Origin of the sequence: Anaerocolumna xylanovorans DSM 12503 (genome assembly GCF_900143645.1) — a bacterium.
Taxonomy (GTDB): Bacteria; Bacillota; Clostridia; order Lachnospirales; family Lachnospiraceae; genus Anaerocolumna; species Anaerocolumna xylanovorans.
Window position 1 is genome coordinate 157377 of record NZ_FRFD01000007.1, and the last position, 22759, is coordinate 180135.

Sequence of the window (22759 nt, forward strand, 5' to 3'; positions counted from 1 at the left end):
CCTTTCTACGCGAAAGAAGTTCTTCCCTTCTGTCGCTGATATTCCGCCATCATCTGATTAAATTTCGCCTGGGACATATCCAGCGCACTTTCAACGTCTTCCTTGCTGGCGTTGCCCTGGATCACCACATTCGGCGCATATACGAATTTCGAAGAATCAGCCGAAGTTTTATTTTCGGTCTGTTTGTTCACGGTATTATTGTTATTGATTGTGTTGTAAAGTTCTTTTGTTGCCGATTCGGTCGGCGCTGTTGCTGTTTGTCCGCCGATAAGCTGTTTTACTTTTCCGAACATGTCTGTCGCGCCGTCTGGCTGTTTTGAAACAACACCGGAAACAACGGTTTTCATATTCGACCATAATTCAGAAAGCGGAAGAACCGCTTCTTTTCCAGCTTCACCGCCACCAAGTAGCGACGATCCGTTTGATCCGAAGATTGTCGGGCCGGTAAGAATACCGCCGTCTTTGTACCAGTCAACGGAAAATTTCGGCATGGTTCCTTTTCCAGCTATTCCCCACGGCGCTTCGCCGCCTGAAACGTTGAAATGTGGTAATTTGATACTAGGAAATTCCAGCTTGCAACCAGAAAAGAAGCCTTTGATCGCGTTCAGGCCATTTGTTACGACCGTCTTCGCGCCTTCCAGCTTCCCAGAAATAGCGCTTTTGATTCCTTCGAATTTCTCCGAAGCCGCCGTCTTTGCCGCGTCAAGTTTTGTAGAAAAACTCTGTCGTATCTGATCCAGCTTTCCGTCTGTCAAATTGTTAAGAAATGAATATCCGGCCGTGTAATAGCCTTTCACTCCCTCGATTGAAGCCGCGGCGATTCCTTTAATTCCGCCGCCGTTTTGTTCATAGGCTGATTTGATATTCGATAACTTTTCGGCGATTGTATCTTTTGCCGCGCCCATGATTTCGCCGGCTTTGTCCCTGATATTTCCGAAGGCTTCCACCGCTTTATTTTTGATACTTGTTAATTTTCCGCCGGTTGCCGTGTCGATCGCCGAAAAGATTCCCGTCACGACGCCCTTTAAATGGTTAAGTGGTGCCATCGCCAGGGAAGAAAGCGCCTGAAAAGCGCCTGAAAAGATATTTTTCAATCCGTCAAGGGCTTTTTGCCAGTCGCCAGTGAATACACCGGTAAAAAATTGAATTATTCCAGTAAAGAAAGTTTTTACACCGTTGAAAATTCCGGAAACCGTCTGTCGGAAACTCTCGAAGACGGAAGAAATAAAGGCGAACGCAACCGGGAACCGATTCGCGAATTCCTGAATCGCGGCCGACGCTTTTTCTTTTAGGCTGTTGAATACATTGACAACCCAGTCGCCTAATTGTGAAGCCTTTTCCTTCACGGTGTCCCAGTTTTTGTATAGCAAAACGCCGATAGCAATAACCGCGGCGATAGCCAGGACAACCAGTCCGATCGGGCTAGTTAAAAATGTGAATGCGGCTCCAAGTGCTGTCGTCACCGCTGTTCCTACCGCACAAATCGCGTTCCACGCTGTCATTGCGGCTGTTTGTGCCCATGTTGCCGCGGTGCTTACGCCTTTTACAATGGCGTCTTTTGCATATAAGCCGTAAATATAGGCGGTTTCCAGCTTGTCCTTTGCCTTCAATGCAAGATTCGCAAGCATGGCCTTTTTCTGCGCGAGAAGTACAGTGACTAACGCCTTAACAGCTTTCACGCTGGCAATAGTATCTTTTGCGAATTTTATCATTTTCAACGCCGTAATCGCGCCGGAAATGCCGACAATGATCGGAATCAAAAGATTCCATTCGTCTAATTTCTGGTAAACTGTGCCAGCCGCACCTATCACTTTCATAATTGCCCCAACCACCGCCGGAAGCGCTGTTGTTGCAATGAAGGTTATTGTGGGTTTTGAATTTTCCCATGCGTCATATAGCTTGCTTTTTAAGTCGGCGGCTACTGTTATTACCTGGTCAATGGTGGGTTTGTTTTCTGAAATCTTAGCTTTGAGGTTTTCAAAAGCTGTGATTCCGTTTTGCTTTAAAAAAGAAATTTCGTTGCCAATTCGTTTGATTGAATCTTTGAACTTATCCGGTACGGAAACGCCTAATGTATCTTTTATTGATTCTTCAAAAGACTGTATAACTCCCTTTCCGGAAGCGATATTGTCAAGCGCCGCGGAAATGCAGTTCGAAAAAACAGTAAACTTATTTGTTGCCGCTTCTGCTCCCCCTTTTGCTTTTCCGGTGAACCTTTCAAGAATGGATATTCCAGAATTTAAAATTTTCACTCCGCCAGTCAATACGGGTATAAGCATATTTCCTATTTGTATTTTTAATGCTTCAAAAGCATTTTTTAATAATTGAACGTTGTTTTCGGAAGTGGCCGCCCTGGTGGCGTATTCCCCTTCCATGCTTCCGGCATATGCGGCGGAATCCGCCACTTTATCAAACTGTTCCTTTAGGTTTCCGAGATTTCCGGCAAGTACAGAAACCGTCGAAAGAGATTCTTTTCCGAAATAATTTGATATTGCCGCGGCTTGTTCTGCTTCTGGTAATTTATTGATTCCTTCCAGCATATCCACAATCATAGATTGCGAATCGCTTTGCATACGTTCAGCAACTTGTGACGATGTGAAGCCAAGTTTTTCAAGAACCTCTTGTTGTTTCTTCGTCGCGGAAGTTCCGGCCGTCATTGCGACAAACATATTTTTCAGTCCCGTTGCCGCGACGTCCGAATTTATTCCCGTTGTGGCCGCCCCCAGGGCGGCTAATTGAGATCCGCTAACTCCTGATATTTTCGCAAGCGATCCGATGTTTGTAACAATTTCGGATAATTTCATAGCGTTTTCGGAGGACGTATTTCCCAGGTAGTTAATTTGATCGCCCAAGACTTCTACTTCGTCCTGTGAAAGCCCAAGGGCCGTCCGCCAAATTGCCATCCATTCCCCGGCTTGTTCTGCCGTGCTGTCAAAGGCTATTCCCATTTTCGCCGCTGTTTCTGTGAATCTTTGCAAGTCTTCTGTCGCGATTCCAGCAGTTCCGGCCGCGGCCATAATGGACGACAGTTCACTTGTTGTCATTGGAATGTTTTTAGACATTTCTATTATGGCGTCCGACATGTCATAATACGATTGTGTCAGATTTCCATTTTCATCTTTTAGCCCATCTACCACCTTTGCAACATCAGCCATAGAAGATTCAAATTCCATCGAAGCGTTTGTGCTGTTAGAAAGAAAAGCCGCTATTCCAATTCCAGCAAGGGCGGCCGTTGCCGCCTTTGCCATTTTTTTAGCCGTATTTCCTATGGAGTCCAGTTTTTTATTTGCATTGCTCACGCTCTTGTCTAGCGAACTTTGAATTTTGCCACCGATTTCAAGAGCGAGTTCGTAGGTTGTTTTGTTTGCCAATTTCGCTCACTTCCTTTGCTATGTCGATGAATTCATCAAAGGGAAGGTCGGTAAAAAAATCTATTCCGGTATTCGTAGACATAGCCAAATAAACCGAAGTCTTCTGAATGTCGGAACCGGAATCAAATCTTATTCGTCTTTGTAGAAAAAACCCACTACGGCGTTTTTGATTTTTTCGATTTCACTTACCGGAAGATCTTCGAAGTATTCGGCCGGAAGCCCGGTCACTTTGGTAGCAACAATCTTTGCGTATGTCGTTGTTGTTTCAGGCATAACAGAAGAAACGCCGGTTTTGTTGAATGCTTTTTCAATAGCCGTCAAGTCGCGTCCTCTTAAATCTTCCAGTCCGTGAAGGTCTAATTCTTTATGAACTTCGCCTTCGAAACTGAACGGTTTTCTGTATGTGATAACCAGTTCGTCGGTTTCTTCTTTCTTTGGAAGAAGCGAAATTGTCGCTTCTTCCGTTGTTGTTGCAACTGGGATCATATCTTCCCCGATCATGTCTTCCCTTTTGATTTCAGTGTTCTTTGTGTCTTTTTCCATCGCTTATTTCCTCTCTTTCCTAAATCTGGCTTCTGATTTTCTGTAAACGGTCAACGCCGTTCAGCTTCCAGATCATGTTGAATTTATCAAGTTCAAGGACGTTTTCGCCGCCGATTGTGATCTTGATATAAGTAACTTCGCGGACAACTTTCGGTTCACCCTTTCCGCCTTTTTTCAGGCTTCCAAGTTCGAAGGATTTCACCTTTCCCCTGGTAGTAACAACAAGGCCTTCACAATCGTTTGTCTGTGTGGAAGTGTTTAACACTTGCATAGATCCGCGATATGTAATATTTCCGGTCTGTGTAACGAAATCGAAGTATTCGCGGCTGATATTCTGGAAAGTTGTTTCTGTTTCCAGTGATCCGAAAGCGCCTTCGATAGCTTCTTCGATTTCTCCGGCGATACCGGCGCCGTCGATTGTTTCTGTCATATTTTCGAAAGATGGAAGTGCAACTTCGGACGATACGCCGACATACTTTCTTCCAGCCCCGTAAGTATTAAAGTTGTTTAAAACGGTAGGAATTTTAAATCCCATTATTCAGCACCCCCTTCAAGCGCGGCCTGGGTAATTGTAGGATCAAATTCGAATACGTTTTCAATGTCTTCGGCTGGTGTATATCCGCCGATTCTTGTATGGAATTTGATGTGTCCGGCCAAAATGTTATTGATTGGATTTTCGTCGTGGTCGAAGCTGATTTCTCCGCCGGCGATGTCGTCGGAACCTTGCAATCCGTTTAACTGGATATTGAAGCCGGAAACGACTTCGTCGATCAGGCGGTAATTTGTCAGATCATCGACGTTCTGGAAGAATGTGAGTTTGAAATTATTCTCGATGTAATCGAAAATAGTAACAATATTGATCCATCGGTCAATCGGATCCGAAGTGGAAGGATAAGCCGCCGTGTTGTTTCCCCAGCACTTCCAGCCGTTCATATTGATAGCTGTCACGACGCCGCAAGCGTTACAAAAATCGTTCGCTTCGTCCATTTCCATAAACACTTCTTCGCCGGCTTTTGTATAAAGTCCGGTGATCTTAATGTCCTTGTTGGAAGGTGATTTTGAAGGAACGCCGGAATTACTAGCGGCTAAATACTGCATGTGTGCGGCCATCTGCGCACTGTAATAATATTTGTAATCTCCAACGCCAACCATAGGCCACAAAGGAATTGTGTCGCGGTCAGAATATGCGTTTCCGTCCTTATATTCCTTTACGTCTTCCATTCCTTCGGCTTTGCCTTCGGAAGTGTCAAGATCGGACACGGCTTTCGCTGTGAATAAGCTGGAAATCAGTTTTGCTTTTGCATTCAGCGCAAGATTTACGGCTGGAATATGCGACCAACCAGGCGCAAGAAGCAAGCTAGGAACAACGCCATATTTTGGATATACCTGACCGATCAGTTCCATTCCTGTTCGAATTCTTGTCTGGAGATTGTAAGAACCGATAACGTCTTCATAAGTAACGGCGTCAGGATCAATCTGAACGAATGTCGCTTTGATTTCAGTCGCGGCCTTTGCGGTGCCAGTTTTTGAGATTGCAACGGAAACAGTACCATCGGAATTAAACGAAGTTACATAGTCCGTATCAGCTACGTAAGTTGTACCGCCATCTTTTGAAGCGATAGAAAGCTGATCCAGAAGGATTCCGGTTTCGTCGATGGTAACTTTTCCACCTACGACGTTATATTCCTTTGAAAGTTCGGCTTTCACGTGTTTTGTTGGATCCAAAACGTTAATCAGGATCAGCGGCGCAACTGCGAAAACGTCAAATGTTGCGTAAATACTCTGACAAAGTGTGTATTTCTCAAAGTCTGTTGAATATCCGACTGCGGAAATTGCGGCCGGTTTGTTATAAACAACAAAAGGCTTTCCGACCGTGTTATATGGATCTTCGGCCATATTTACCGGCGCGGTACCGATAACACACTGTAAACAGCCATCAGAAGTGATCGGAACTGAAAGCGCCGTCGCCTGGTGGCTGGTTCTAATACCATGTTTGTAATTTGACATGTTTGTTACTCTCCTTCCGTGATTGTTTTAATTTCTGCGGCCGAAATTTCGCTGATCTTATCATATGCGATCGCTTCGGCCGTTCCTTCCTGGTCGATTGCTCTTTTGATTTCTACAATTTCAGCCAGTGGAACAATAAGGTTTTTAACGATAGGCTTCTTTTCTGCAACTAAAAAAAGTTTTTTAGGAAGTCCGCCTTCGTAAACGGCGCCATTTTTGACTACGCCGCGGATTGTAGGCCCTAAATACATGACCTTTCCTTCTGTTTTAGTCATATTCTGTCTCCTTAATTTGAATTGTGTTGACAGTCCACAAAGTAGACATTCCGCCGATGTACTTCGGCCAGGTGTCTTCTTCCTGGAACTTTTTTGTTAATGGAAACGTGATTCTGAAACGATCAGCAATCAGCCGCTTTTCAAGAAGCCGGTCGGCGATCATGTTCAAAACGTTCGCGACGTCGAAATGACCTTGTTTGTTCTGATTTTCGTCTTTGATTCCAACCAGAAAATAAATTGAACAGATATTCGGATCTTCTTCACCGTTTATCTGTTCTTCGTCAAGGCACACAAGGACGTAAGGAAAATGATCTTCGTCGTTTTTCCCTTTTTTCGCCGGTAAGTTCTGCGGATATACATTGAAATCGCAATATGTACCGTTATTCATGGACGTATAGCCCTTTAAAATGTCTTTCACTTCTTCAACAAGTGCTTTTTGAAGAAAAATATCTGTTTGCACTTTCTAACCTCACCCCTTCCGCAATATGTTGCTGACTTCCGCGTCGATTCTCTTTTTCAGGGTTTCGTTCGCGTCTTTGTTGATGATTTTCATAATGTCTTCATTTTTCACCATTTGCGGAACAGAAGGGCCGTAATTTTGTTTGATTGGAAGGCCGTCGCCACTAATTCGCGTGAAAACGCCCTTGTGTCCGGATTTCATAACCGCAACGAAAGACTTCGGATCGCCGTCTAACGGCTTTGCGCCGCCGGACTTTTTGACGCCAGCCTTGTAAACCTTCGGCGATCTGCTCTTTCCACGGTAACGAACCGGTGTTCCTGGATTTACTTTGAATTTTGACAGCGCGATTCCGCCGCCCTGGGAAATTGCGGCCGCTTTCAGACGTGATTTTGTCGCTTTCGTGACATTTACCGTCTTCTTTACTTCTCCGGAAGTAATGAAATAACGTGAAGAAGTTTCCTTCCCCATATTTTTCTTTACGTTCTGGATTGCCCGGTTGATTGCTCTTGAAACAACCGCCGGCGCTTCCTTTTTCATATTTCCCAGGCGTTTTTCGACGTCCTCAATTCCCGAAACCTTTACTTCTGAATAGATCAATCTTCGTTACCCGTCAAAACGATCGTGTAGCCGCCGAAATCTTCCACGACATTCGAAACGACATAATATTCGCCGTCGAATTTCATGTGTTGACCGGCCACCGGTTCGAAATAAAGGTCTTTTTTCTGAACGAAGAACATTTTATCGTCCGTGAAAATTCCGTCCGCGTCGGCGTTTTTGCCTAGATTTAATTCCATAATCGTATCGTTGTCAACGACAACAAGAACACTTATGTCATTTATCAAATGCGTTTCTGCGAATTCGGCCGGATTGAAGAAGGTGCTGTCAAAATCTTCTTCTAGCTGTTCTTTGAAACTTTTCATTCGATCACCTATTCTTCTGAATCTGCGCCAGCTTCGACTTCTTCCTGGTGGTTAATAACCATTTCTTGAAGGTCTGTAAGTGCTTTTTCCTCGAAATCTTCGCCAAGGTCGAAACCAATAGAAGCGGCGTATGTGTAAACGTCCTTTTTCTTGCGGATTTTTCTAATTTCTTCCGCTGTTTTGTAATCGCCCGGATCCATTTCGTCGAAACCGTCGTCGAATCCATCGTCTTCGGAATCGTCTTCTGGATCTTCAAGGACTGAACCGGGAACTTCCACAACTTCAACGAATTTCTTCATTTTCAGGAATGAAAGATCTGATTTTGAAATATCAGAAGGAAGAATTGAACCAGGTTTAAAAACCTTTCCGTTCGTTCTTACCTCGACTTTTGTTCTATAAGCCATAATTTACCCCCTTCTATGCTTGTGTGCCGTTTACATATAAAACGGCCCATGATTCAACGTCAAAAGGTCTAGGAAGCGGTCTGGAAGTAAGTCTTAACATCTTTGTTTCGTTCTTTTCGTCGGCGTACTGTTTAGGAACAAGTTTTCCTTCGTAAGTAACGAATTTCTTATCTTCCATTTGTGTAACGGATCCGTATTCAATCTGACCTTCTCCTTTAGAATGTCCAAGAAGGACGGTTCCGGAAGGGATCATTGCTTCGTCTTCTCCGTCGTCATTCAAGAACCATTCGTCGTATGTGTAAATATCAAGGTCAAGTTCTGCGATTCTTCCGTAGAATGTAAGCGCTGGATCCACGACGCGAGGTTCGATCACAACATTTTTCATGTTTAACATGTTCATCGCTTTTTCGATGAAAGGATTTGTGATAAAGTCTTCGATTGCGTCAGAAGAAAAGATTGCAATGTCAGGCGCGGAACCTGTGTTTTTGATAATCTTCTTTCTAACCTGGCGAAGAACGATCAAAGGATTTACGGTTGCAAGCGACCATAATTCATCAGATCCAAGGACTGTAATATTATCGAATCCGAAGTCGATCTGAACGTCAACGCCTTCTTCTTCGTCCTGAACGTCAATCTTGCCTTCAAAAAGAATCTGTCTACACATCCATTCTTTTCTTCTGTCGATTGCTTCTTCAAGATCTGTTTCGTCCTTTGCCAGAAGTTCGTCTTCGCGTTCCTCTGGTGTTCTCTGACTATAAATATTTTCACCGATCGCGCGCTGTGAAATATCGTCGATTGTAAGTGGTCTTTCAGGTGCGATTTTTGGTGTTGTGAACTGGTTTGTCTTGAATCCCTGGCGTGTGATAACTTTTCCGCCTTTACGTGGGCTAACAAGTGGCGCCATCACTCTTTTTCCTTTTCGAACGTCAAATTCGACTTTCTCTGAAACGTGTGTTTCTTCTCCTGGGAAGAAAGTTCTCTGTAAGAACGATCTGACGGGTGGCGTCTGGTCGATCGCTTCCATCATTTCGCGAGTTGTATAATCAGGCATGTTCTTTTACCCCCATTCTTAATATTTCTGTACGTTGCGAAGATACATTCCGATTCCCTTCATGTCGTCTTCGTAAGTGTCGATAGTTGCGTCTGTTTTGACTGCTACCGCGTCGCGATTAAATACGCCGGTAATGTAGCAAGTCATAGGAATGTTTTCGGCGGAATCATCGGATCCGGTGTCGATATTGTCTGTTAAGATTCCGAAAACAGTCATGTCCGTGTTTGTAGTTCCGGCGATTCTTCCAGCCTTGTCTGTTCCTTTAACGATCAAAGTTCCTCTTTTCAATACGCCCTGGCCGGCTTTGATTCCGATTCCTTCTTTCAGGATAGGAAATTCGTTGCTTGCAATCAGGGAATCAGGCGTAAATTCGCCGGTATTCTGAAACATATTCATTATTTAGTCCCCCTTCTCTTATCGCCTTTTAATGCGTTCGCGAATCCGTGAACTTTGGCTTCTTTTTCTTCTTTTTTCTGACCGGTTGTATCGTTTCCAACGTTTGGAACGGATCCAACTTCGCCAGCGCCGGAATTTTTAAGATCATCAACAACGTTTGTCATTGTCTGCTGACCGGCGGCGTTGTTTGCTACCATCTGCGCATAAGCCAAATCCTGGGCTGACATAGGTTCATCGTACTTCGCTTTGTTCAGTACGTCGTCAGGAATGCCTTTTGCTACTGCGTCAATCGCTTTTAAACGCTCTCTTTCAGCTTTAACAGCTTCTTCCGCAATCGCATTGCAGAATTCAGGATAAGCGTTTCTTAACTGTACAACGTCAACGATTGCTGGTGTTGCTGGTGCCGTTGGTGTTGCTGGTGTTGCTGTCTGGTTGTTAAAATCACCCATGTTTTCATTTCCTTTCTGGTTTGATGTATTAAAAAAAGCCCCTTCTTCTTTCTGCGGCGTTCGAGAAAGATTCAGAACCTTTTTTCGAATGTTATCGGGAACGACGGCTTCAATGTAATTCGTGAAGTTGTAATTTTTGCCGTTCACCATGAAGTTTTTATGATCGCCCAGGGCGTTATTCTGGAACGATTCGCCGGCTATTAGTTCGTTGCAGAACCCGGCGTCGATAGCTTCCTGACCTACATACCAAGATTCGTCGTCCATTAGCTGGGTGACTTCTTCTTCGGTTTTGTTCAGAATTTGCATATATGCGTTAATAATGCTTTGTTTTACCTTATCAGTTACTTCCGCCAGTTTCGAAAGTTCTTTCGATTCGTAGGCGCCGTATAGTGTAACTTTTGGATTGTGGGCCATTAAAAGGCCATTGTTCGCAATTCGTCGAACGTCGCAAGCTGTCAACACGATTGTCGCGGCACTTGCACAAAGTCCGATAATTGTTCCGGTGATCTTCGCGCTATTTGTTTCAAGTGCTGTTTTAATTGCATTTGCCGCGAATACATCGCCGCCGCCGGACTGAATAAGGACGTTGATTGTGTCCTTCTTTCCCAGGGCGTTCAATTCGTTAATAAAATTTCGGTATGTGACGCAATCTTCCGACCACCAGTCTTCTTCGCTGGAAATCGTACCGAAAAGTTGTAGATCGGCCGTCTGGCCGTTGTCAATGAAGTTCCAGAATCTATTCGTCGCCGTCGCCGTTGTCGGTGCCGTCTGATTTACGATTCTGTTTCTTTTCGTTGTCTTCATCGTCGTTCTCCTTTTCTGTTTTTTCTTCCGCCGGTGAATTCATGGTCGTAGAAAGTCCGGCTTTTTCCATCAGATCTTTTTCACGGGCAAGCTGTGAAACGTTACTTTCAAAATCTCCGCCCGTCATTTCGATCGTTTCCTTCTGTCTGGTTGAAATTCCTATGTTGATACGTTTTTCAGCGGCGGAAACCTCTTTCACCGGATCAAGCATTCCCTGGGCTGGCCCGTTCCACTGGGCGCCACAATATGCTTTCTTTATCATCGGATCCAGGAAAAAACCTGGCGCTTTGATTCTTCCGGACGCGATCGCTTCCGTAAGGAATATTTCATAAACCGGCTGACATAAATCAGCGGCTAACCAGCTACGTTTCATTTTAAAAGCCTTCCAGGCTTCCAGAAGCGCCGCACGTGAAGCCGAATAACTAGAACTGAAATGTTTTGTCAGTAATTCGACCGGGATTTCAAGGGCGGCGCCGATGTACTTCGCAAGCGCGGTTGTGAATGCGTCGAAGTTTGTTGAAGGGCGCTTCGCGTCCGCGATTTCGATTTTTTCGCCAGGTTGAAGCATGTTTACCATGCCAGGGCCTAGTTCGTAAGAAGAATCATCGTTCGTCATTCTGTCTTCGTCGTCTACCACGCCAGTAAATCCGGTTTCTGTTGTTCCGTTTTCCGATGTAATAAAAACTGTGAAGAATCCGTTGATAACAGCGGCCATCATTTCAGCTTCGCTATACCTTGTTAATTGTTTCAGTGCTTCGATAACCGGCGCCAAATACGGAACGCCGCGGTATTGTTCCGGACGTTCTGTTTCGTAGATCATTAAAACGTTCGGTGTCCCGGTCTTTTCTCCGAACGCCTTGACACGTGACCACTTCTTCGCCGCCCGAAGGTTGCTGTTCGGATATGTGGAACAAACATGATAAGCGACAACCCTTCCGTTGTCGTCTACCTCTACGCCGTTAAAAATGCGATTCTTTGTGTTCTGATCTGTCGCGAACAGATTCACATTGTTTCCGGTCGAATGCGGTGTAGAAATACGATCTGATTCGATCAGGTGGACGCGTAACCCGTAAGGGAAAAAGCTGTGTTGTCTGTCGTATTCCATAAGGACGCAAGCGTCGCCATTCATAAGCCAGGACATACACGCGGTTTGTTGTATCTCGTAAAAATTGTTTGTTCTGGTTGAATCACAAAACTTTGAATCCGCCCACAACTCAAATTCACGTTCCGCCGTTCTTTGCCATTGTGCGGCTTCTTCCGCCGACATTCCAAGGAATTCAGAATCAATCGTACTTTTCAGCCGCAATCCCTGGCCGACAATGTTTGTTCGGTTTGTCTTAATTGCCGAAGCCGCGATCGGTGCCGACATGTAAAGGCTTCTTGATCTCTGTCGCAACGTCGGAAGGTTCTTGTCAATATCTTCCTGGGGCGAAAGGCTTCGCGCCGCCCACCCACGCATTGAATTTTTTGATCTGGAAGCGCCTGATTCATCGTAGCCGGAATTTTGAAACGAGCGGATCATTTCAAGTTTCATTCTGCTTTGCTGGCGTCGTAATGCCGACGTAGGACTGACGGTTTCGACCATTTTGTCAATAATATTCACTTTTAATCTTCACCGCCTTTCTAAATGTCGCGTGGAACTAGGCGAAAAGCCTTATTTTTTCCGCCGCCTTCCATCAATGTAATTTGTTTTTCAAGGTCTTTTATTGCGGCCCTGATAGAACCAAGATCAGCCCTTTTCAGGCTCTTAGTTCCGATTGTGTATTCCTGGTTAAGAAGAACCGCTTCTTCCGCCTTATAATACATTTCCAGACGGCTTTTATATCTTTCCAGCCGTTCCTTCTGTAATTGATTCATAATATCACCGCCTTACAACTGAACGCCGCGGCTTACGGTGCCAGTTCTTCGTTTTGGTTTGTTTTTTGCCGGATTCTTTTTCATGTAGTTAATGCCGGCTTTTATTTTTGTTTCCAGGACGTCCCAGTCTGGGCGAAGTATTTCCGCGGCGGCCGTTGAATAATTTCGAAGATCCAGCGGTTCGTTTCTGGTTCCTGATTTCTTCACCCATTTAATAACCGGGCGGCCGTCTTTCAAATGAACGACGCGCTGTTCGCTGTTTAGTCCTTTTATGTAGGTTTCGTTATATCCGCGATCCGCATTGATTGGAAAATGACAATAGCCCGGCCCTTCATCGACTGTTTTTAATCGCGTCATAAGGATTTCTTTTCCACTGTCAACGCCAAGCATAAAGACTTTGACTTTGTACTGGTTATTTGTTGACAATTTATGAATTAAAGGAATACCAGGGCCGCCCATTCCTTTGATTCCGTAAATCCTTTTATTCTTTTTTTCCATGCGTTTCAGGAATTTATAACATTGTGTTGTGAAATGTCCGCCGGTATCTATGCAAGTGCAAGCGATCAGAAGCGACGATCCGGAAAGAAAGAAAAATTCTTTTGCAAGATATTCTTCCAGTTTGTCCCAGGTTTCGTCTTTTTCAAGATCTCCGAAAATCTTTTCGTACTTAATACCCCAAGATTCGTAACCGTGGCCCCAGCCGGTGACTTCCACTTCGAAACGGTCGTCCTGAACGTCAACGCCAGCGGTAAGAAGAAGCGTTCCTTCTGGAAGTTCCGCTTCGTATCGTTCGCGCCTTGATAACAAAGTATCATCGTCGGCACTGGCGCCGCGTTCTTCCCAGGTTTCCCCAAGCGAAGTATTTATCCAGGTTTTCATTTTGTTTATGTCGCCGTTCACTTTAAGATCGTGTTGTGCGTCTTTGAATTCCCTGATTATTTCGTCCCAGTGTTTCCAGGGCGAAGCTAATTCGTTTAGGTGGAAGGATCTTTTTCTTTTATTTTCCGGATATTTCGCGGCGTATTTTCCTTTTCCTTGTTTCCAGTCTGTTTCGGAAATATGTTCGCCGCAAAATTTACATTCCATTGTTACATCGGAAAAGTGGATCCGCCCCCATTCGAACGGCTGATATTTGCCGCAACAAGGACACGGAACATTCCATTCTTCCATTGAACCGGTTTCGAATTCACGTTCAATCTGACTTTCGCCTTTGATTGTAGGTGTTGAAACCTTAATTTTTTTTCGATTCCAGAAGGAAGTTGTTCTTTTCTCCGCTAATTTGATCGGGTTTCCTTCTGTTCCAGCGCTGGCCGGGTATCTGTCCGTTTCGTCCATAAGTACGATTCGAATAGGACGCGACGCCAGGGACGCCGGGGAATTTGCGCCGGCTAGTGTAATATGTCCACCAGGAAATTGTTTGTGAAGAATTGTGTTTCCTGAATCCCTGGATCTGGAATCTTTGACTTTTCCGTTAAGCGCTGGCGTGTCCCTAATCATCGGCGCAAGTCTATCTTTCGAAAATGTCTGCGCCATTTCGATAGTAGGGTTTACAACCAGGATCGGCGCCGGATCATAGTCGATATAATATCCGATTATGTTCAAAATCAATTCTGTTTTTCCGACCTGTGCCGAAGACATGATAACAACTTCTTCGCATTCCGGATCGTTTACCGCGTCAAGAATTTCTCTTTGATACGGTGCGCGGTCAGTGTTCCATTGTCCAGGTTCGGCGCTACTTTCTGCCGAAAGCCTTCTTTCACTGTCGGCCCACTGGCTAACAGTCAGGATCGGCGGCGGCGAAACGACGTTCGCTATATCCTTAAACAGCTTTATTGTTTTATACTCGATCTGTAAATCCTTCGATCGCTTTTTTACGACGACCGTATCTTCCGCAATCGCGGCCGATTGTTCAACTGAAATCTTTTTATCAATACCCATCGTCTTCACCTTCTACATATTCATCGCTATAAAAGGCCTTCGGATCGTAATCTTTTAATTCGTTCAGCGCGTCGTTTACTTCTTCCGTCAATTTGTCCTTTATATATCCGGCGTCCCGATCTTCCAGGACTGGCGCAACCTTCGAAGGAATGTTCATCATTCTTGTTTTGAAGGCGGATAACATATCAGACATGACGGCTTCAACGTCTTGCGCTTTGTGAAGTTCTCCTTTCATGGTCTGTAATTTCAATTCGGAAATGTGGCGCTTTACTCTTTCGTGAAGCGCTTTTTCTTCGTCAATGTCCAGTTCACCGTCGGGATTTTCTTCGTTGTTGCTGTCAACGGCCAGTTTTAACGAAAGAATGTAATTCTTCAATGATTCAACCAGGTTGTAACGGCCTTTCGCCGCCCTGGAAATAATACCTTCTTCCGCCATCTGGCGAATTCTTCGGTCTGTTACTCCGAATATGTTTCCAAGAACCGCCGCCGATACGGTCAAACTGTCTACGTCTGTAACCTTCGCGGATTCGGTTTCACTCTTTGCCATATTATCACCCCTTTTCTGGCCCCAAATAGGAAACGGCAACTTCTAACTTTTTTTGTCTGGCTCTAGGAAGATTTTGGGCTTCGCTTACCCGCAAAGAAAAAATTTTCGCCAGAAGAACCTAAATTTTCCGGGCGCTTTTTCTCGAACACTCGTTCATTCCGGGCGTCGCCGGCTCTCTCTTACTTACTTGACATATCTTGTAATTGTGTCAAGTCACTTGTGAAGTGTTTTCTTTCATTAAAGCGCGAACTAAAAGTCTATGCTCCATTTGTCACGCGCTCATTGTGTCAAGTCATGGGCGCACGAAGATATGACTACCCTTTATTTGTCTGTCATTAAGCCAATTAAAAAGACTATCATCGGCCTGTCTTCTTGAATGATAGGTTCCTGATAGCCTTGTCTTTATTGTCCTGGTTAATGCCAATGTATCGAAGTGTGACACTTATGTCGGAATGATTGAAGATCTCCTTCAATGTCACTGCGTCGTGTGTCTGCTGGTACATGTGATAACCGAATGTCTTTCGTAGTGTGTGGGTGCCTATGTTATCCATACCGAACACATGAGCCGCGGTGCTTAATATATTATAGGCTTGCTGGCGGCTGATAGCTTTATTCGGATAGTTAGGCGATTTGAATAAGAATTCGAAATCCTTCTTCCCTTTTATGAATTCGGTGATGATAGGTTTTAATTCGCTGTTCAATGGGAATTTCTTTTCCTTCCCGGTTTTTTCTTCTCGGATATAAACAGCGTCTTTTTCCCGGACGTCCCTAACGCGGAATAAAAGAATATCTGATATTCTCAACCCGGTATAAATCCCGAACATGAACATTACATAATCACGTTCGTTATTCGATTTCAGATAATCGGCCACGTCCATAACCAGATTCATGTCACGAATTGGCTCGACTGTATTCATCACCACACCCCCATTCTTCCATAGAAAAAGCGCCACCTTGCGGCGACGCGATTTCAAAGGTTCTTTGATTCACTTATCAACGATACTATAATAACACGGAACGACACGACATTTCCACGACATATTTTACGACATAAAACACGACATTCGAAAATGTCAGTTTTTTCGATGAAATAAAGGTTTTTGTCAAATCTATGTGTTCGAAAAACGTGAAAAAATCTGTTCAAAAAACTTTCATTTTACATAAGGCCTTTGTCCTTCATATCGCTTTCAATTCTTTGAACCTGGCGAACTGATAAAGACATTTTATCGGCCGTTTTTGCTTGCGTCATTTTCAAAATAACGCGGTTTAGATAGATTTGCGCTTCATATCCGGTCAGATTTTCATAAATCTTTTGGATCTGGCGTTTACTTCGACGAAGTTCTTTTCGTTCTTCGGTCAAGGTTCGGATCCGTTCTTCGTCCAGCTTCATCATTTCCAATCCTTCAAGAAATGAAATATGTACGCCAGGCGCGGAATCTCTGGAATAGTCCAGGCCGCCGACTTCGTTCGGGCCATACCAGCCACACATTTTCTTCGCTTTTTGAATTGATCTTCGGTGATTCTTAATTTTTTCGCTACATAGCATAATTTGAAGGTCAATTTCTGTAAAAAGGTTCCTTTCTTCTCTGTCATTAGACGGTTTCGCTATCATTTCCAGCTTCCCCTTGAAATTATATCAATGTGTGATATAATTATTAAAGGTTAAGGGCGGAAAAGCTGTGAAAAGCGTTCCGTCTTTTTATTTTACGTTTTTTGTTATGTAAAGTCAACCTTTATCAATACATTTTAAAGTTTAATTTTTCACATATTCCGTTATCTTGTCACAATTCTTATTGAACTGACATTTATCACAAATTTCGTTCATTTCTTCTTCGTCTGAACATTCACAAGGCCATTTACAAATATTATCGCAAACATAGGATTTTGTAAGTTCCAGAATGTCGCCGATCCTTCTTTTGTCATTCTGTACTTGCGATAATTTTCTGGACTGGAAGAAATACATTCGTTCCAGGTTCATTCGTTGTCTTTCCTTGAATTCTCGTTTTTCTCTGATAACGCGCGCTATTCGAAGAATAATCATTGTCGTAACAAGTGACACGACGAAGCATATAAAGCCTATTTTAATATTTTGCATTTCTATTTTCCTTTCTTCCCGTTTATCACCCTGGCGGCAGATCTAAACATCATAAGCAACATTTCAGAAACCGGACGTTCTCTGTCTTTCCTGGCTGATTTCTTTACTGACTTTAAGTCGTACCATTCGCCGCAATAATGTAGCCCGTCAGGAACCAGGACGCCGACCTTGTAAGAAATTTCGTTCTTTACTTCTTCGAACACTTCTTCTGGCATGATGTAGTAGTTAAAATCTCCGATGAAGTTATGTCCGTTCTTCGAATGGAAATCTTCGACCGACGATTTTACTTCGTAGCAATAGAAATCGCCTTTTTCTATTCCTGAAATTGTATTATTTACCGGCTTAAATTTCATAAAATCAACGCGAACCGAATGTGTGGTCGCGTAGTCGAAAGTGACTTCCGCGGCCATATAGATTCTAGAATCATTATTCGGATTTATGTATTTTTCAGCCGATAGCGATAACATTTTCGTTATTTCTGGCCTTTTACTCATAAAATGGTTCGTCCTTTACCTGAATTTTGCAATCTTCCCATTCGGCGCCGCAATGTCCGCAAACAAGGAACCCTTTTTCTTCATAAGGACTTTGAACAGCGCTTGTTGAATCGCAATATTTACATTCCCAGTGATAACCAGGTTTAATTTTTATTTTATTCATCGCCATATTACACAAGTCCGCCTTCCTTCGTTTCTGTTCCGCCTTCAAGTGCTACTTCGAATAATTTTTCAAATGGTTCACTCCAATATGGATCACCGGTTTCCTGATCTGCTTCTTCTGTCAACTTTTTTGCTATCCATTCGGCGAATTCTTTTTGTTTTCCTCTTTTTACCTTCGATTCATCGTAATTGTTCGGGCTTCCCTGGAATAAAAAAGCAATGTCTTTTATGCTGATTTCCATTTTCAGCTTTTTGTCGTCTACGCTGATTTTCATTACTTGTTCATTGTTCTTATACATGATTTTTACCTTTCTTGTACTCTCGACAAATATGTTCCGTCTGTATCTTTGAATATCTCGACCGGGAAAGCCAGCGCTTCAATCGTTCCCATAAGGACGGCGCCGGCTGGTATTTCGTCAGTCGGATAAGATTTCAGGTATGCCGCTTCAAGTTCTGGATCGTTATTATTTAACGGTTTTAATTCCTGGAACGTCTGATCTTCTGTTCTGCTTGAATTCTTTCGCATCTTTCCGCCCCCTTCTCAAAACAATATTTTCTGAATTCGTTATCTGTGAACTGAATTCTTTCAGGAAGAACACATCTGACGGTTCCATCTTCGAATTCAACTATTGCCATTGTAAATTTTAATTCGCCGCCGCTATGTCCGCCAACCATAGGACTAGGCGAAATAATTTCGCTTTTATCTATCCACTTATGGAACAACGCCATTCTCTTATTTTTCCCAGGCAATTCAACAATGCAAGTTCTTAAATTTTCTTTGATCTGTAAGGGCATAAATGAAATCATTTCTTTTTCTTCTGGCTCTATAAAACCGCCTTTACTGTATTTTTTCACGTTTCCACCTTTCTAACGTAACCGAATGCCCCGTGTGACAAAAAGAACGCTTCGGTCGCTACTTCGTCAATATTTCCTTCTTCCTGGTGCTTCTGGAAGCATTCTTCCGCTTTTCGGATTGCCGCTTCCTTTCCCCGGGCTTTCACGTTCCACCCAGCGCCGCATATTTTACAATATACGATTTCATTCACCTTGATCGGGTGGCTTGTGAAATGTTTATACACTTTTTGGCGGTCTGTGTGATTATATCCGCAAACCGGACATTCGTAATAAGTGACTTGAATTGTCTTTTTCAATTATCTTCGCCCCTTTTTCTTTTCGCGGCTGTTCGATTTACTTTCGCGATCAGGATCCCCGTTCTTGTGAAGTCCGGATCATCGTATCGAAGGCCGTTTCGATTCATTTCCAGCATTTCGTCATTTGTGACGACTTCCAGATTTCCAATCGTGACATTTTCCTTGTTTCCGTCCAGGAAGATCAACTTCGTTCCTTCCGGAACTTTTCCGTTATGTTGTTCCCAAACGACATGTTGTTTCAGTCGCCAGACATTCGGTTCTTCAACCTTAATTTCGACATATCCGTCAACCGATACTCTTTCGGATCCGACCGGTCTATGATTTTTACATTTCTGGCCTTTCTTGAATCTGTATTTGAAACCGCCAGGCGGAAGATTGTCGCTTGTGAATCCATTTATCGGAATGTGACCTTTTTTAAATCTTCCATCAAGTCCGCTATTCAGCGAATGATTCGCGTAAAATTCTTTTACCTGGTCTTTCGTGTATGATCTGTCGAATATTTTATTTAATCTTTCCGACATTTCTTTCGGGCCTACGCCTTTGTAATTTTTATGAATATATAAAAATACTTCTTTCGGGAAAACGTCTGAATACGGATTTTTTCTTCCGGTTCCAAGTCCGTTTTTTATTTTATTATTCTTTGCAAACGAATACATTTGTTGTTCCGAATAATCTGTTTTGAACTTTTTGTTCACAAGATCGGCCACTTCATCGAACCGCCTTCCAGGAATAACAGACTTTATGTATTCTTTTACTTCTTTCGGGTATCGGATCGCCATTATTTTTTCATCTCCAACATTTCAGGAACCTTCACTTCTTTTCCCTTGTTATATCCGTATTCGTCCATGTGCTTCATGGTATCTAGTGCCAGCTTCCCGTTTTCAACAATAACTTTTGCAACGCTTGTTATTGCTTTGCTTCTTTGAACCTCTTTTTTTACTGCTTCTTCGTCCAGATCTTCGTCTGAAAGTCTTTCAAGTTCTGCGAATAAATGATTATTCAGGTCTGTAAGTGTGTTCTTCATTGCTTATTTCCTTTCTGGTTTATTTAAGGTCAACGCCTAATTCAACTATTCTTTTATTGTTTTTTATATCCATTGTTTCGATTTGCTTTTTATATACCTGGCCGTAAACCTGGTAATCTCTTTTTAAGGTCAGGAAGTATCTTTTGTGTGGATCCCTTAAATGAATTTTTATCAATCCATCAAGAAGGTGATCCGTTACGTCGTGATCTATGACACTGATTTCGATTCGTGCCTGGGCGCGGTTGAATTCGCGGCAAATCACAACGTATTCTGGACGTTTATTCTTTTTCTTTCCTTTCGCCATCACGGCCACCTTTCCGGACTATTCCTGAATGTTTGACTTGTCGAAGGTCGTGATCTGCATCTGACCGTTTGTCTTCTTCACTTCTGTTCCGACTGTGATTTCCAGTTCCAGCGGTTCGTTTGATCTTACATCAAACAAAACGATATTCTGTCCATGTTCCACGGCGTAGGTTATGCCGGTCTTGTTTGTGGCGTCTGTCATAAGACGCATGAATTCTTTTACTCTTTCTTCCTGGTTCATTGTTCGGTGTTCTCCTTCTCTAATTTTCCGTTGACGTAGTTGTATGTATCATAACAATTCACTTTGTAGAAGCCAGCTTCGAAGCCGTGTCTTGTGATCCATTTCTGGAACACGGCGTCAAGTTCTCCTTCCAGTTCTTCGCGCTGTTCTTTCGTCACGTCTGACAAATAGTCTTCGTCCCATTCTCCGAAGCCTTCGTCGTCCGCCTGGCAGATTGCCGCTTCGATCACGTCCCAGCCAGAAGAAGAAAGGTTCGGCTTGAACATTTCACATTCACCGATGTAAACCTTTTTCGGAACATTGTCATAATCATACTTTTCGAAACTCTGAATTTCTTCCAGTGCTTCCTTCAGCGCTTCTTCGGTGTTGTTGTAAGTCGAACCGTAAGATTCGTTGTCGAAGCTATATGACACATAGTTTCCGGTGAAATCTGAAATATAACACCAGCTTTGCGGCGGCCGATTCATTCCGACCGTTTTCACATCAAACACACGATCGTAAGCGACGGTGGATCCCTTTTTGATTATCCAGGCGAACAAACATTGATCTTTTCGCGTGGTGTTCAAATTTGCGTATCTGCTTAATTCTTCCACCGTCAGGCAACTTCGGCTTTCGAAATACTGGTATAAATTCGATTTTGTGATACATTCACAAACGAAATGTCCGACGATTCCTTTTCCGGATTGATAACAAACAACCTTGAAAGGAAATTCAATGTCCTTCGGTGCGCTCTTTCGGATCTCGATTTCCTTTTCGCCCGAAAGAATCTTTTCCCACCATTGTTTTTTAATGCTGATTAAAACTGTTTTCAATTCGCTTCACCTTCCTTTTTCGTGCTTCTCATGCCGATACTGGCTTTATATCCGGTTGACTTCGCAATCGCGCAAGCGTTAGCGAAAACTTTGTTGAACGCTTTTTCCGGGCCATCGTAAAGGATCATAAGGACGCCGTTTTCTTCGATTGCCTTGTAACCATATTCTTTTAAATTCTCGATTGCTTTTTCTCTCATGCTTACCGCCTTACTTGTATGTGATACCGGTCTTTTTATTCTTGAAGGCGACGCGGCCTTCTATTTCGTAACCCCATAGATCCGCGATCTTGCGAAGCATTTCCAGCATTTCAGTAACTTCGTAAGGATGGTGATCTGCTTTTCGAATCGCCTTTTCCGCTGTTACATCGCGAACGCCGGATCCATTTACTTTTAAATCATTGCTATTGTGCATTTGAACCCCCTTAATTGAACGGCATTTCCTGATCTATTCCTTCCGGAATTTCCATGAAACTATTGTCTGGCGCGGCTGGTGGTGGCGTCTGTTCTGTTTCTTTCCTTGCGTCTTCTTCCGCTTTTGTTTCTGCGAAAACAAGTTCTTCGACAAGTACGGTCTTCGTGTAAACTTTCGCGCCGTCTTTGTTTTTGTAGAATCCAGATTGTAACGGCCCGGTGACTTCAATCTTCTTTCCCTTGCGAAGATAATTCTTCGCAAATTCGGCGTTATGCCCGATACATTTACAGTCAACGAAATCGACCATCTGTTTTCCTTCTTCATACTTTGTATTTCTCTTTGTCATTATGGTAAAGGCCACGAACGAAGCCTTGTCGCCGTCATATCTGATAACCGGTTCTTCCGAAACGGTACCGCTTCCGATCCATTTATTCATGTTTTCTTTTTCCTTTCTTTCGTCGCATTGGATAGCCGTGTAATTTCCGCCAGTTATTCGAACGTTCTTCGGTGTTTGTATATTTTTCTTTCATTGCGTTTGATAATTTAATCAGGGCGTCGGCGGCTTCTTCCACTGTGTAGCCACAATGTGCCATTGCGTAGGTGAATTCGAACGAATCCGGCTTGTAATCAAGTAATTTATACAAGTAGTTGTCGAAGCTGATCGGAAGTTCCTTCACGCGGTCAGCGATCTTTTCCGTCAGTTCTTCTGGAAGATAAAAGATAATCGTTCCGAACTTGTCTGAAAGTACAATCACATAGACTTGTCTATTTTCCAGGCCTATTTCATGTACGAACACGACGCCAGCTTCGCCGACTGTTGGTTCCTGATCTCCGAATCCGAATTTGATTTTCTGAATGTCTTCGAAGATCTCTTTGTCCGGATCACTGGTTTCTTTCTCCGGCTTTGAAGACGAAAATCTTTTTTCCCTTACTGTACTTTGCAAGTTTTTTTCTTTTTCTTTCTGCGGCTTCGTAAGAATCGCGGATAATCGCTCTTTCGTCACCTTCCACAATGACGAAATACTTTTCTTTGCACTTTTCAAA

Annotated in this window: 33 protein-coding genes; all 33 read right to left on the reverse strand. The window is 43.4% G+C overall.

The annotated features are described in order from the left end of the window. Positions 1-5: 5 nt before the first annotated feature. The 33 genes from BUF11_RS12810 to BUF11_RS12970 all read right to left on the reverse strand — a co-directional run bounded on the left by BUF11_RS12810 (position 6) and on the right by BUF11_RS12970 (position 22758). Positions 6-3371, reverse strand: a complete 3366-nt coding sequence (locus BUF11_RS12810) for a phage tail tape measure protein (RefSeq protein WP_073589255.1) — start codon at positions 3369-3371, stop codon at positions 6-8. Between the two features lie 129 nt (positions 3372-3500). Beyond that, positions 3501-3914, reverse strand: coding sequence for a phage tail assembly protein (locus BUF11_RS12815; RefSeq protein ID WP_073589256.1), 414 nt, complete (start codon positions 3912-3914; stop codon positions 3501-3503). A 19-nt stretch (positions 3915-3933) separates the two neighbouring features. Continuing rightward, positions 3934-4449: a phage major tail tube protein gene (locus tag BUF11_RS12820; protein WP_073589257.1), complete on the reverse strand. Its 516-nt coding sequence runs from the start codon at positions 4447-4449 to the stop codon at positions 3934-3936. Beyond that, positions 4449-5921, reverse strand: a complete 1473-nt coding sequence (locus tag BUF11_RS12825; protein ID WP_073589258.1) for a phage tail sheath family protein — start codon at positions 5919-5921, stop codon at positions 4449-4451. Before BUF11_RS12825 ends, BUF11_RS12820 begins: the two co-directional genes overlap by 1 nt. Before the next feature lie 5 nt (positions 5922-5926). Beyond that, positions 5927-6196, reverse strand: a complete 270-nt coding sequence (locus tag BUF11_RS12830; RefSeq protein ID WP_073589259.1) for a hypothetical protein — start codon at positions 6194-6196, stop codon at positions 5927-5929. Further along, positions 6189-6656 carry a hypothetical protein gene (locus BUF11_RS12835; protein WP_073589260.1) on the reverse strand — a complete coding sequence of 156 codons (468 nt, stop codon included), beginning with the start codon at positions 6654-6656 and terminating at the stop codon, positions 6189-6191. The genes BUF11_RS12830 and BUF11_RS12835 overlap by 8 nt, the downstream gene beginning before the upstream one ends. Before the next feature lie 9 nt (positions 6657-6665). Then, positions 6666-7253, reverse strand: coding sequence for a phage tail protein (locus BUF11_RS12840; RefSeq protein ID WP_084558635.1), 588 nt, complete (start codon positions 7251-7253; stop codon positions 6666-6668). Continuing rightward, the gene (locus tag BUF11_RS12845; protein ID WP_073589261.1) at positions 7250-7576 is read right to left on the reverse strand and encodes a hypothetical protein; all 327 of its coding nucleotides are present in this window, start codon (positions 7574-7576) and stop codon (positions 7250-7252) included. The genes BUF11_RS12840 and BUF11_RS12845 overlap by 4 nt, the downstream gene beginning before the upstream one ends. Before the next feature lie 8 nt (positions 7577-7584). Beyond that, positions 7585-7980 (reverse strand): hypothetical protein, encoded by a 396-nt coding sequence (locus BUF11_RS12850; RefSeq protein ID WP_073589262.1) that lies wholly within the window; start codon positions 7978-7980, stop codon positions 7585-7587. Positions 7981-7993: 13 nt separating this feature from the next. Next, positions 7994-9031 carry a major capsid protein gene (locus tag BUF11_RS12855; RefSeq protein WP_073589263.1) on the reverse strand — a complete coding sequence of 346 codons (1038 nt, stop codon included), beginning with the start codon at positions 9029-9031 and terminating at the stop codon, positions 7994-7996. Between the two features lie 18 nt (positions 9032-9049). Next, the gene (locus BUF11_RS12860) at positions 9050-9427 is read right to left on the reverse strand and encodes a hypothetical protein (protein WP_073589264.1); all 378 of its coding nucleotides are present in this window, start codon (positions 9425-9427) and stop codon (positions 9050-9052) included. Then, a complete protein-coding gene (locus BUF11_RS12865) occupies positions 9427-10680 on the reverse strand; it encodes a head maturation protease, ClpP-related (RefSeq protein WP_073589265.1) in 1254 nt (417 codons plus the stop codon). The genes BUF11_RS12860 and BUF11_RS12865 overlap by 1 nt, the downstream gene beginning before the upstream one ends. Next, a complete protein-coding gene (locus BUF11_RS12870) occupies positions 10613-12283 on the reverse strand; it encodes a phage portal protein (RefSeq protein WP_073589266.1) in 1671 nt (556 codons plus the stop codon). Before BUF11_RS12870 ends, BUF11_RS12865 begins: the two co-directional genes overlap by 68 nt. Before the next feature lie 20 nt (positions 12284-12303). Further along, positions 12304-12537 carry a DUF6148 family protein gene (locus BUF11_RS12875; protein WP_073589267.1) on the reverse strand — a complete coding sequence of 78 codons (234 nt, stop codon included), beginning with the start codon at positions 12535-12537 and terminating at the stop codon, positions 12304-12306. Positions 12538-12549: 12 nt separating this feature from the next. Beyond that, complete coding sequence (locus tag BUF11_RS12880; protein ID WP_084558636.1) at positions 12550-14475, reverse strand: phage terminase large subunit family protein; 1926 nt, start codon at positions 14473-14475, stop codon at positions 12550-12552. Continuing rightward, positions 14465-15061 carry a hypothetical protein gene (locus BUF11_RS12885; RefSeq protein ID WP_139243408.1) on the reverse strand — a complete coding sequence of 199 codons (597 nt, stop codon included), beginning with the start codon at positions 15059-15061 and terminating at the stop codon, positions 14465-14467. Before BUF11_RS12885 ends, BUF11_RS12880 begins: the two co-directional genes overlap by 11 nt. A 317-nt stretch (positions 15062-15378) precedes the next feature. After that, the gene (locus BUF11_RS12890; RefSeq protein ID WP_073589269.1) at positions 15379-15939 is read right to left on the reverse strand and encodes a site-specific integrase; all 561 of its coding nucleotides are present in this window, start codon (positions 15937-15939) and stop codon (positions 15379-15381) included. A gap of 239 nt (positions 15940-16178) precedes the next feature. After that, positions 16179-16634, reverse strand: a complete 456-nt coding sequence (locus BUF11_RS12895; RefSeq protein ID WP_073589270.1) for a hypothetical protein — start codon at positions 16632-16634, stop codon at positions 16179-16181. Positions 16635-16775: 141 nt separating this feature from the next. Continuing rightward, entirely contained in the window at positions 16776-17117 is a 342-nt protein-coding gene (locus BUF11_RS12900; protein ID WP_073589271.1) for a hypothetical protein, read from the reverse strand. Positions 17118-17119: 2 nt separating this feature from the next. Further along, a complete protein-coding gene (locus BUF11_RS12905) occupies positions 17120-17584 on the reverse strand; it encodes a hypothetical protein (RefSeq protein WP_242952373.1) in 465 nt (154 codons plus the stop codon). 197 nt (positions 17585-17781) lie between these two features. Then, on the reverse strand, positions 17782-18072 hold the full coding sequence (locus BUF11_RS12910; RefSeq protein WP_073589273.1) for a hypothetical protein: 291 nt from the start codon (positions 18070-18072) through the stop codon (positions 17782-17784). Positions 18073-18077: 5 nt separating this feature from the next. Beyond that, on the reverse strand, positions 18078-18299 hold the full coding sequence (locus BUF11_RS12915) for a hypothetical protein (protein WP_073589274.1): 222 nt from the start codon (positions 18297-18299) through the stop codon (positions 18078-18080). Beyond that, complete coding sequence (locus tag BUF11_RS12920) at positions 18251-18628, reverse strand: hypothetical protein (protein ID WP_073589275.1); 378 nt, start codon at positions 18626-18628, stop codon at positions 18251-18253. The genes BUF11_RS12915 and BUF11_RS12920 overlap by 49 nt, the downstream gene beginning before the upstream one ends. Next, the gene (locus tag BUF11_RS12925; protein ID WP_073589276.1) at positions 18625-18924 is read right to left on the reverse strand and encodes a hypothetical protein; all 300 of its coding nucleotides are present in this window, start codon (positions 18922-18924) and stop codon (positions 18625-18627) included. The genes BUF11_RS12920 and BUF11_RS12925 overlap by 4 nt, the downstream gene beginning before the upstream one ends. Then, positions 18921-19703, reverse strand: coding sequence for an HNH endonuclease signature motif containing protein (locus BUF11_RS12930; RefSeq protein WP_084558637.1), 783 nt, complete (start codon positions 19701-19703; stop codon positions 18921-18923). Before BUF11_RS12930 ends, BUF11_RS12925 begins: the two co-directional genes overlap by 4 nt. Next, entirely contained in the window at positions 19703-19948 is a 246-nt protein-coding gene (locus tag BUF11_RS12935; RefSeq protein WP_073589277.1) for a hypothetical protein, read from the reverse strand. The genes BUF11_RS12930 and BUF11_RS12935 overlap by 1 nt, the downstream gene beginning before the upstream one ends. Positions 19949-19967: 19 nt before the next feature. Then, positions 19968-20252, reverse strand: a complete 285-nt coding sequence (locus tag BUF11_RS12940; protein WP_073589278.1) for a hypothetical protein — start codon at positions 20250-20252, stop codon at positions 19968-19970. Positions 20253-20270: 18 nt separating this feature from the next. Next, on the reverse strand, positions 20271-20462 hold the full coding sequence (locus tag BUF11_RS12945; protein ID WP_175562055.1) for a hypothetical protein: 192 nt from the start codon (positions 20460-20462) through the stop codon (positions 20271-20273). 26 nt (positions 20463-20488) lie between these two features. Then, the gene (locus BUF11_RS12950) at positions 20489-21304 is read right to left on the reverse strand and encodes a hypothetical protein (RefSeq protein ID WP_073589280.1); all 816 of its coding nucleotides are present in this window, start codon (positions 21302-21304) and stop codon (positions 20489-20491) included. Further along, positions 21301-21501, reverse strand: a complete 201-nt coding sequence (locus tag BUF11_RS12955; RefSeq protein ID WP_073589281.1) for a hypothetical protein — start codon at positions 21499-21501, stop codon at positions 21301-21303. Before BUF11_RS12955 ends, BUF11_RS12950 begins: the two co-directional genes overlap by 4 nt. A 10-nt stretch (positions 21502-21511) precedes the next feature. Next, positions 21512-21715, reverse strand: coding sequence for a hypothetical protein (locus BUF11_RS12960; protein WP_073589282.1), 204 nt, complete (start codon positions 21713-21715; stop codon positions 21512-21514). Positions 21716-21725: 10 nt separating this feature from the next. Continuing rightward, a complete protein-coding gene (locus BUF11_RS12965) occupies positions 21726-22151 on the reverse strand; it encodes a single-stranded DNA-binding protein (RefSeq protein WP_073589283.1) in 426 nt (141 codons plus the stop codon). Beyond that, a complete protein-coding gene (locus BUF11_RS12970; RefSeq protein ID WP_073589284.1) occupies positions 22144-22758 on the reverse strand; it encodes a hypothetical protein in 615 nt (204 codons plus the stop codon). The genes BUF11_RS12965 and BUF11_RS12970 overlap by 8 nt, the downstream gene beginning before the upstream one ends. Position 22759 lies beyond the last annotated feature (1 nt).

Excerpts from the sequence above, each read along its gene's own strand:
- BUF11_RS12915 (WP_073589274.1), bottom strand. The coding sequence starts at position 18,299 with ATGCGAAAGAATTCAAGCAGAACAGAAGATCAGACGTTCCAGGAATTA.
- BUF11_RS12955 (WP_073589281.1), bottom strand. The coding sequence starts at position 21,501 with ATGAGAGAAAAAGCAATCGAGAATTTAAAAGAATATGGTTACAAGGCA.
- BUF11_RS12850 (WP_073589262.1), bottom strand. The coding sequence starts at position 7,980 with ATGGCTTATAGAACAAAAGTCGAGGTAAGAACGAACGGAAAGGTTTTT.
- BUF11_RS12890 (WP_073589269.1), bottom strand. The coding sequence starts at position 15,939 with ATGAATACAGTCGAGCCAATTCGTGACATGAATCTGGTTATGGACGTG.
- BUF11_RS12910 (WP_073589273.1), bottom strand. The coding sequence starts at position 18,072 with ATGTATAAGAACAATGAACAAGTAATGAAAATCAGCGTAGACGACAAA.
- BUF11_RS12815 (WP_073589256.1), bottom strand. The coding sequence starts at position 3,914 with ATGGAAAAAGACACAAAGAACACTGAAATCAAAAGGGAAGACATGATC.
- BUF11_RS12905 (WP_242952373.1), bottom strand. The coding sequence starts at position 17,584 with ATGTTATCGCTATCGGCTGAAAAATACATAAATCCGAATAATGATTCT.
- BUF11_RS12860 (WP_073589264.1), bottom strand. The coding sequence starts at position 9,427 with ATGAATATGTTTCAGAATACCGGCGAATTTACGCCTGATTCCCTGATT.
- BUF11_RS12935 (WP_073589277.1), bottom strand. The coding sequence starts at position 19,948 with ATGAAGAACACACTTACAGACCTGAATAATCATTTATTCGCAGAACTT.
- BUF11_RS12945 (WP_175562055.1), bottom strand. The coding sequence starts at position 20,462 with ATGCGTCTTATGACAGACGCCACAAACAAGACCGGCATAACCTACGCC.
- BUF11_RS12940 (WP_073589278.1), bottom strand. The coding sequence starts at position 20,252 with ATGGCGAAAGGAAAGAAAAAGAATAAACGTCCAGAATACGTTGTGATT.
- BUF11_RS12865 (WP_073589265.1), bottom strand. The coding sequence starts at position 10,680 with ATGAAGACAACGAAAAGAAACAGAATCGTAAATCAGACGGCACCGACA.
- BUF11_RS12820 (WP_073589257.1), bottom strand. The coding sequence starts at position 4,449 with ATGGGATTTAAAATTCCTACCGTTTTAAACAACTTTAATACTTACGGG.
- BUF11_RS12855 (WP_073589263.1), bottom strand. The coding sequence starts at position 9,031 with ATGCCTGATTATACAACTCGCGAAATGATGGAAGCGATCGACCAGACG.
- BUF11_RS12880 (WP_084558636.1), bottom strand. The coding sequence starts at position 14,475 with ATGGGTATTGATAAAAAGATTTCAGTTGAACAATCGGCCGCGATTGCG.
- BUF11_RS12960 (WP_073589282.1), bottom strand. The coding sequence starts at position 21,715 with ATGCACAATAGCAATGATTTAAAAGTAAATGGATCCGGCGTTCGCGAT.
- BUF11_RS12965 (WP_073589283.1), bottom strand. The coding sequence starts at position 22,151 with ATGAATAAATGGATCGGAAGCGGTACCGTTTCGGAAGAACCGGTTATC.
- BUF11_RS12930 (WP_084558637.1), bottom strand. The coding sequence starts at position 19,703 with ATGGCGATCCGATACCCGAAAGAAGTAAAAGAATACATAAAGTCTGTT.
- BUF11_RS12895 (WP_073589270.1), bottom strand. The coding sequence starts at position 16,634 with ATGATAGCGAAACCGTCTAATGACAGAGAAGAAAGGAACCTTTTTACA.
- BUF11_RS12900 (WP_073589271.1), bottom strand. The coding sequence starts at position 17,117 with ATGCAAAATATTAAAATAGGCTTTATATGCTTCGTCGTGTCACTTGTT.
- BUF11_RS12825 (WP_073589258.1), bottom strand. The coding sequence starts at position 5,921 with ATGTCAAATTACAAACATGGTATTAGAACCAGCCACCAGGCGACGGCG.
- BUF11_RS12875 (WP_073589267.1), bottom strand. The coding sequence starts at position 12,537 with ATGAATCAATTACAGAAGGAACGGCTGGAAAGATATAAAAGCCGTCTG.
- BUF11_RS12845 (WP_073589261.1), bottom strand. The coding sequence starts at position 7,576 with ATGAAAAGTTTCAAAGAACAGCTAGAAGAAGATTTTGACAGCACCTTC.
- BUF11_RS12830 (WP_073589259.1), bottom strand. The coding sequence starts at position 6,196 with ATGACTAAAACAGAAGGAAAGGTCATGTATTTAGGGCCTACAATCCGC.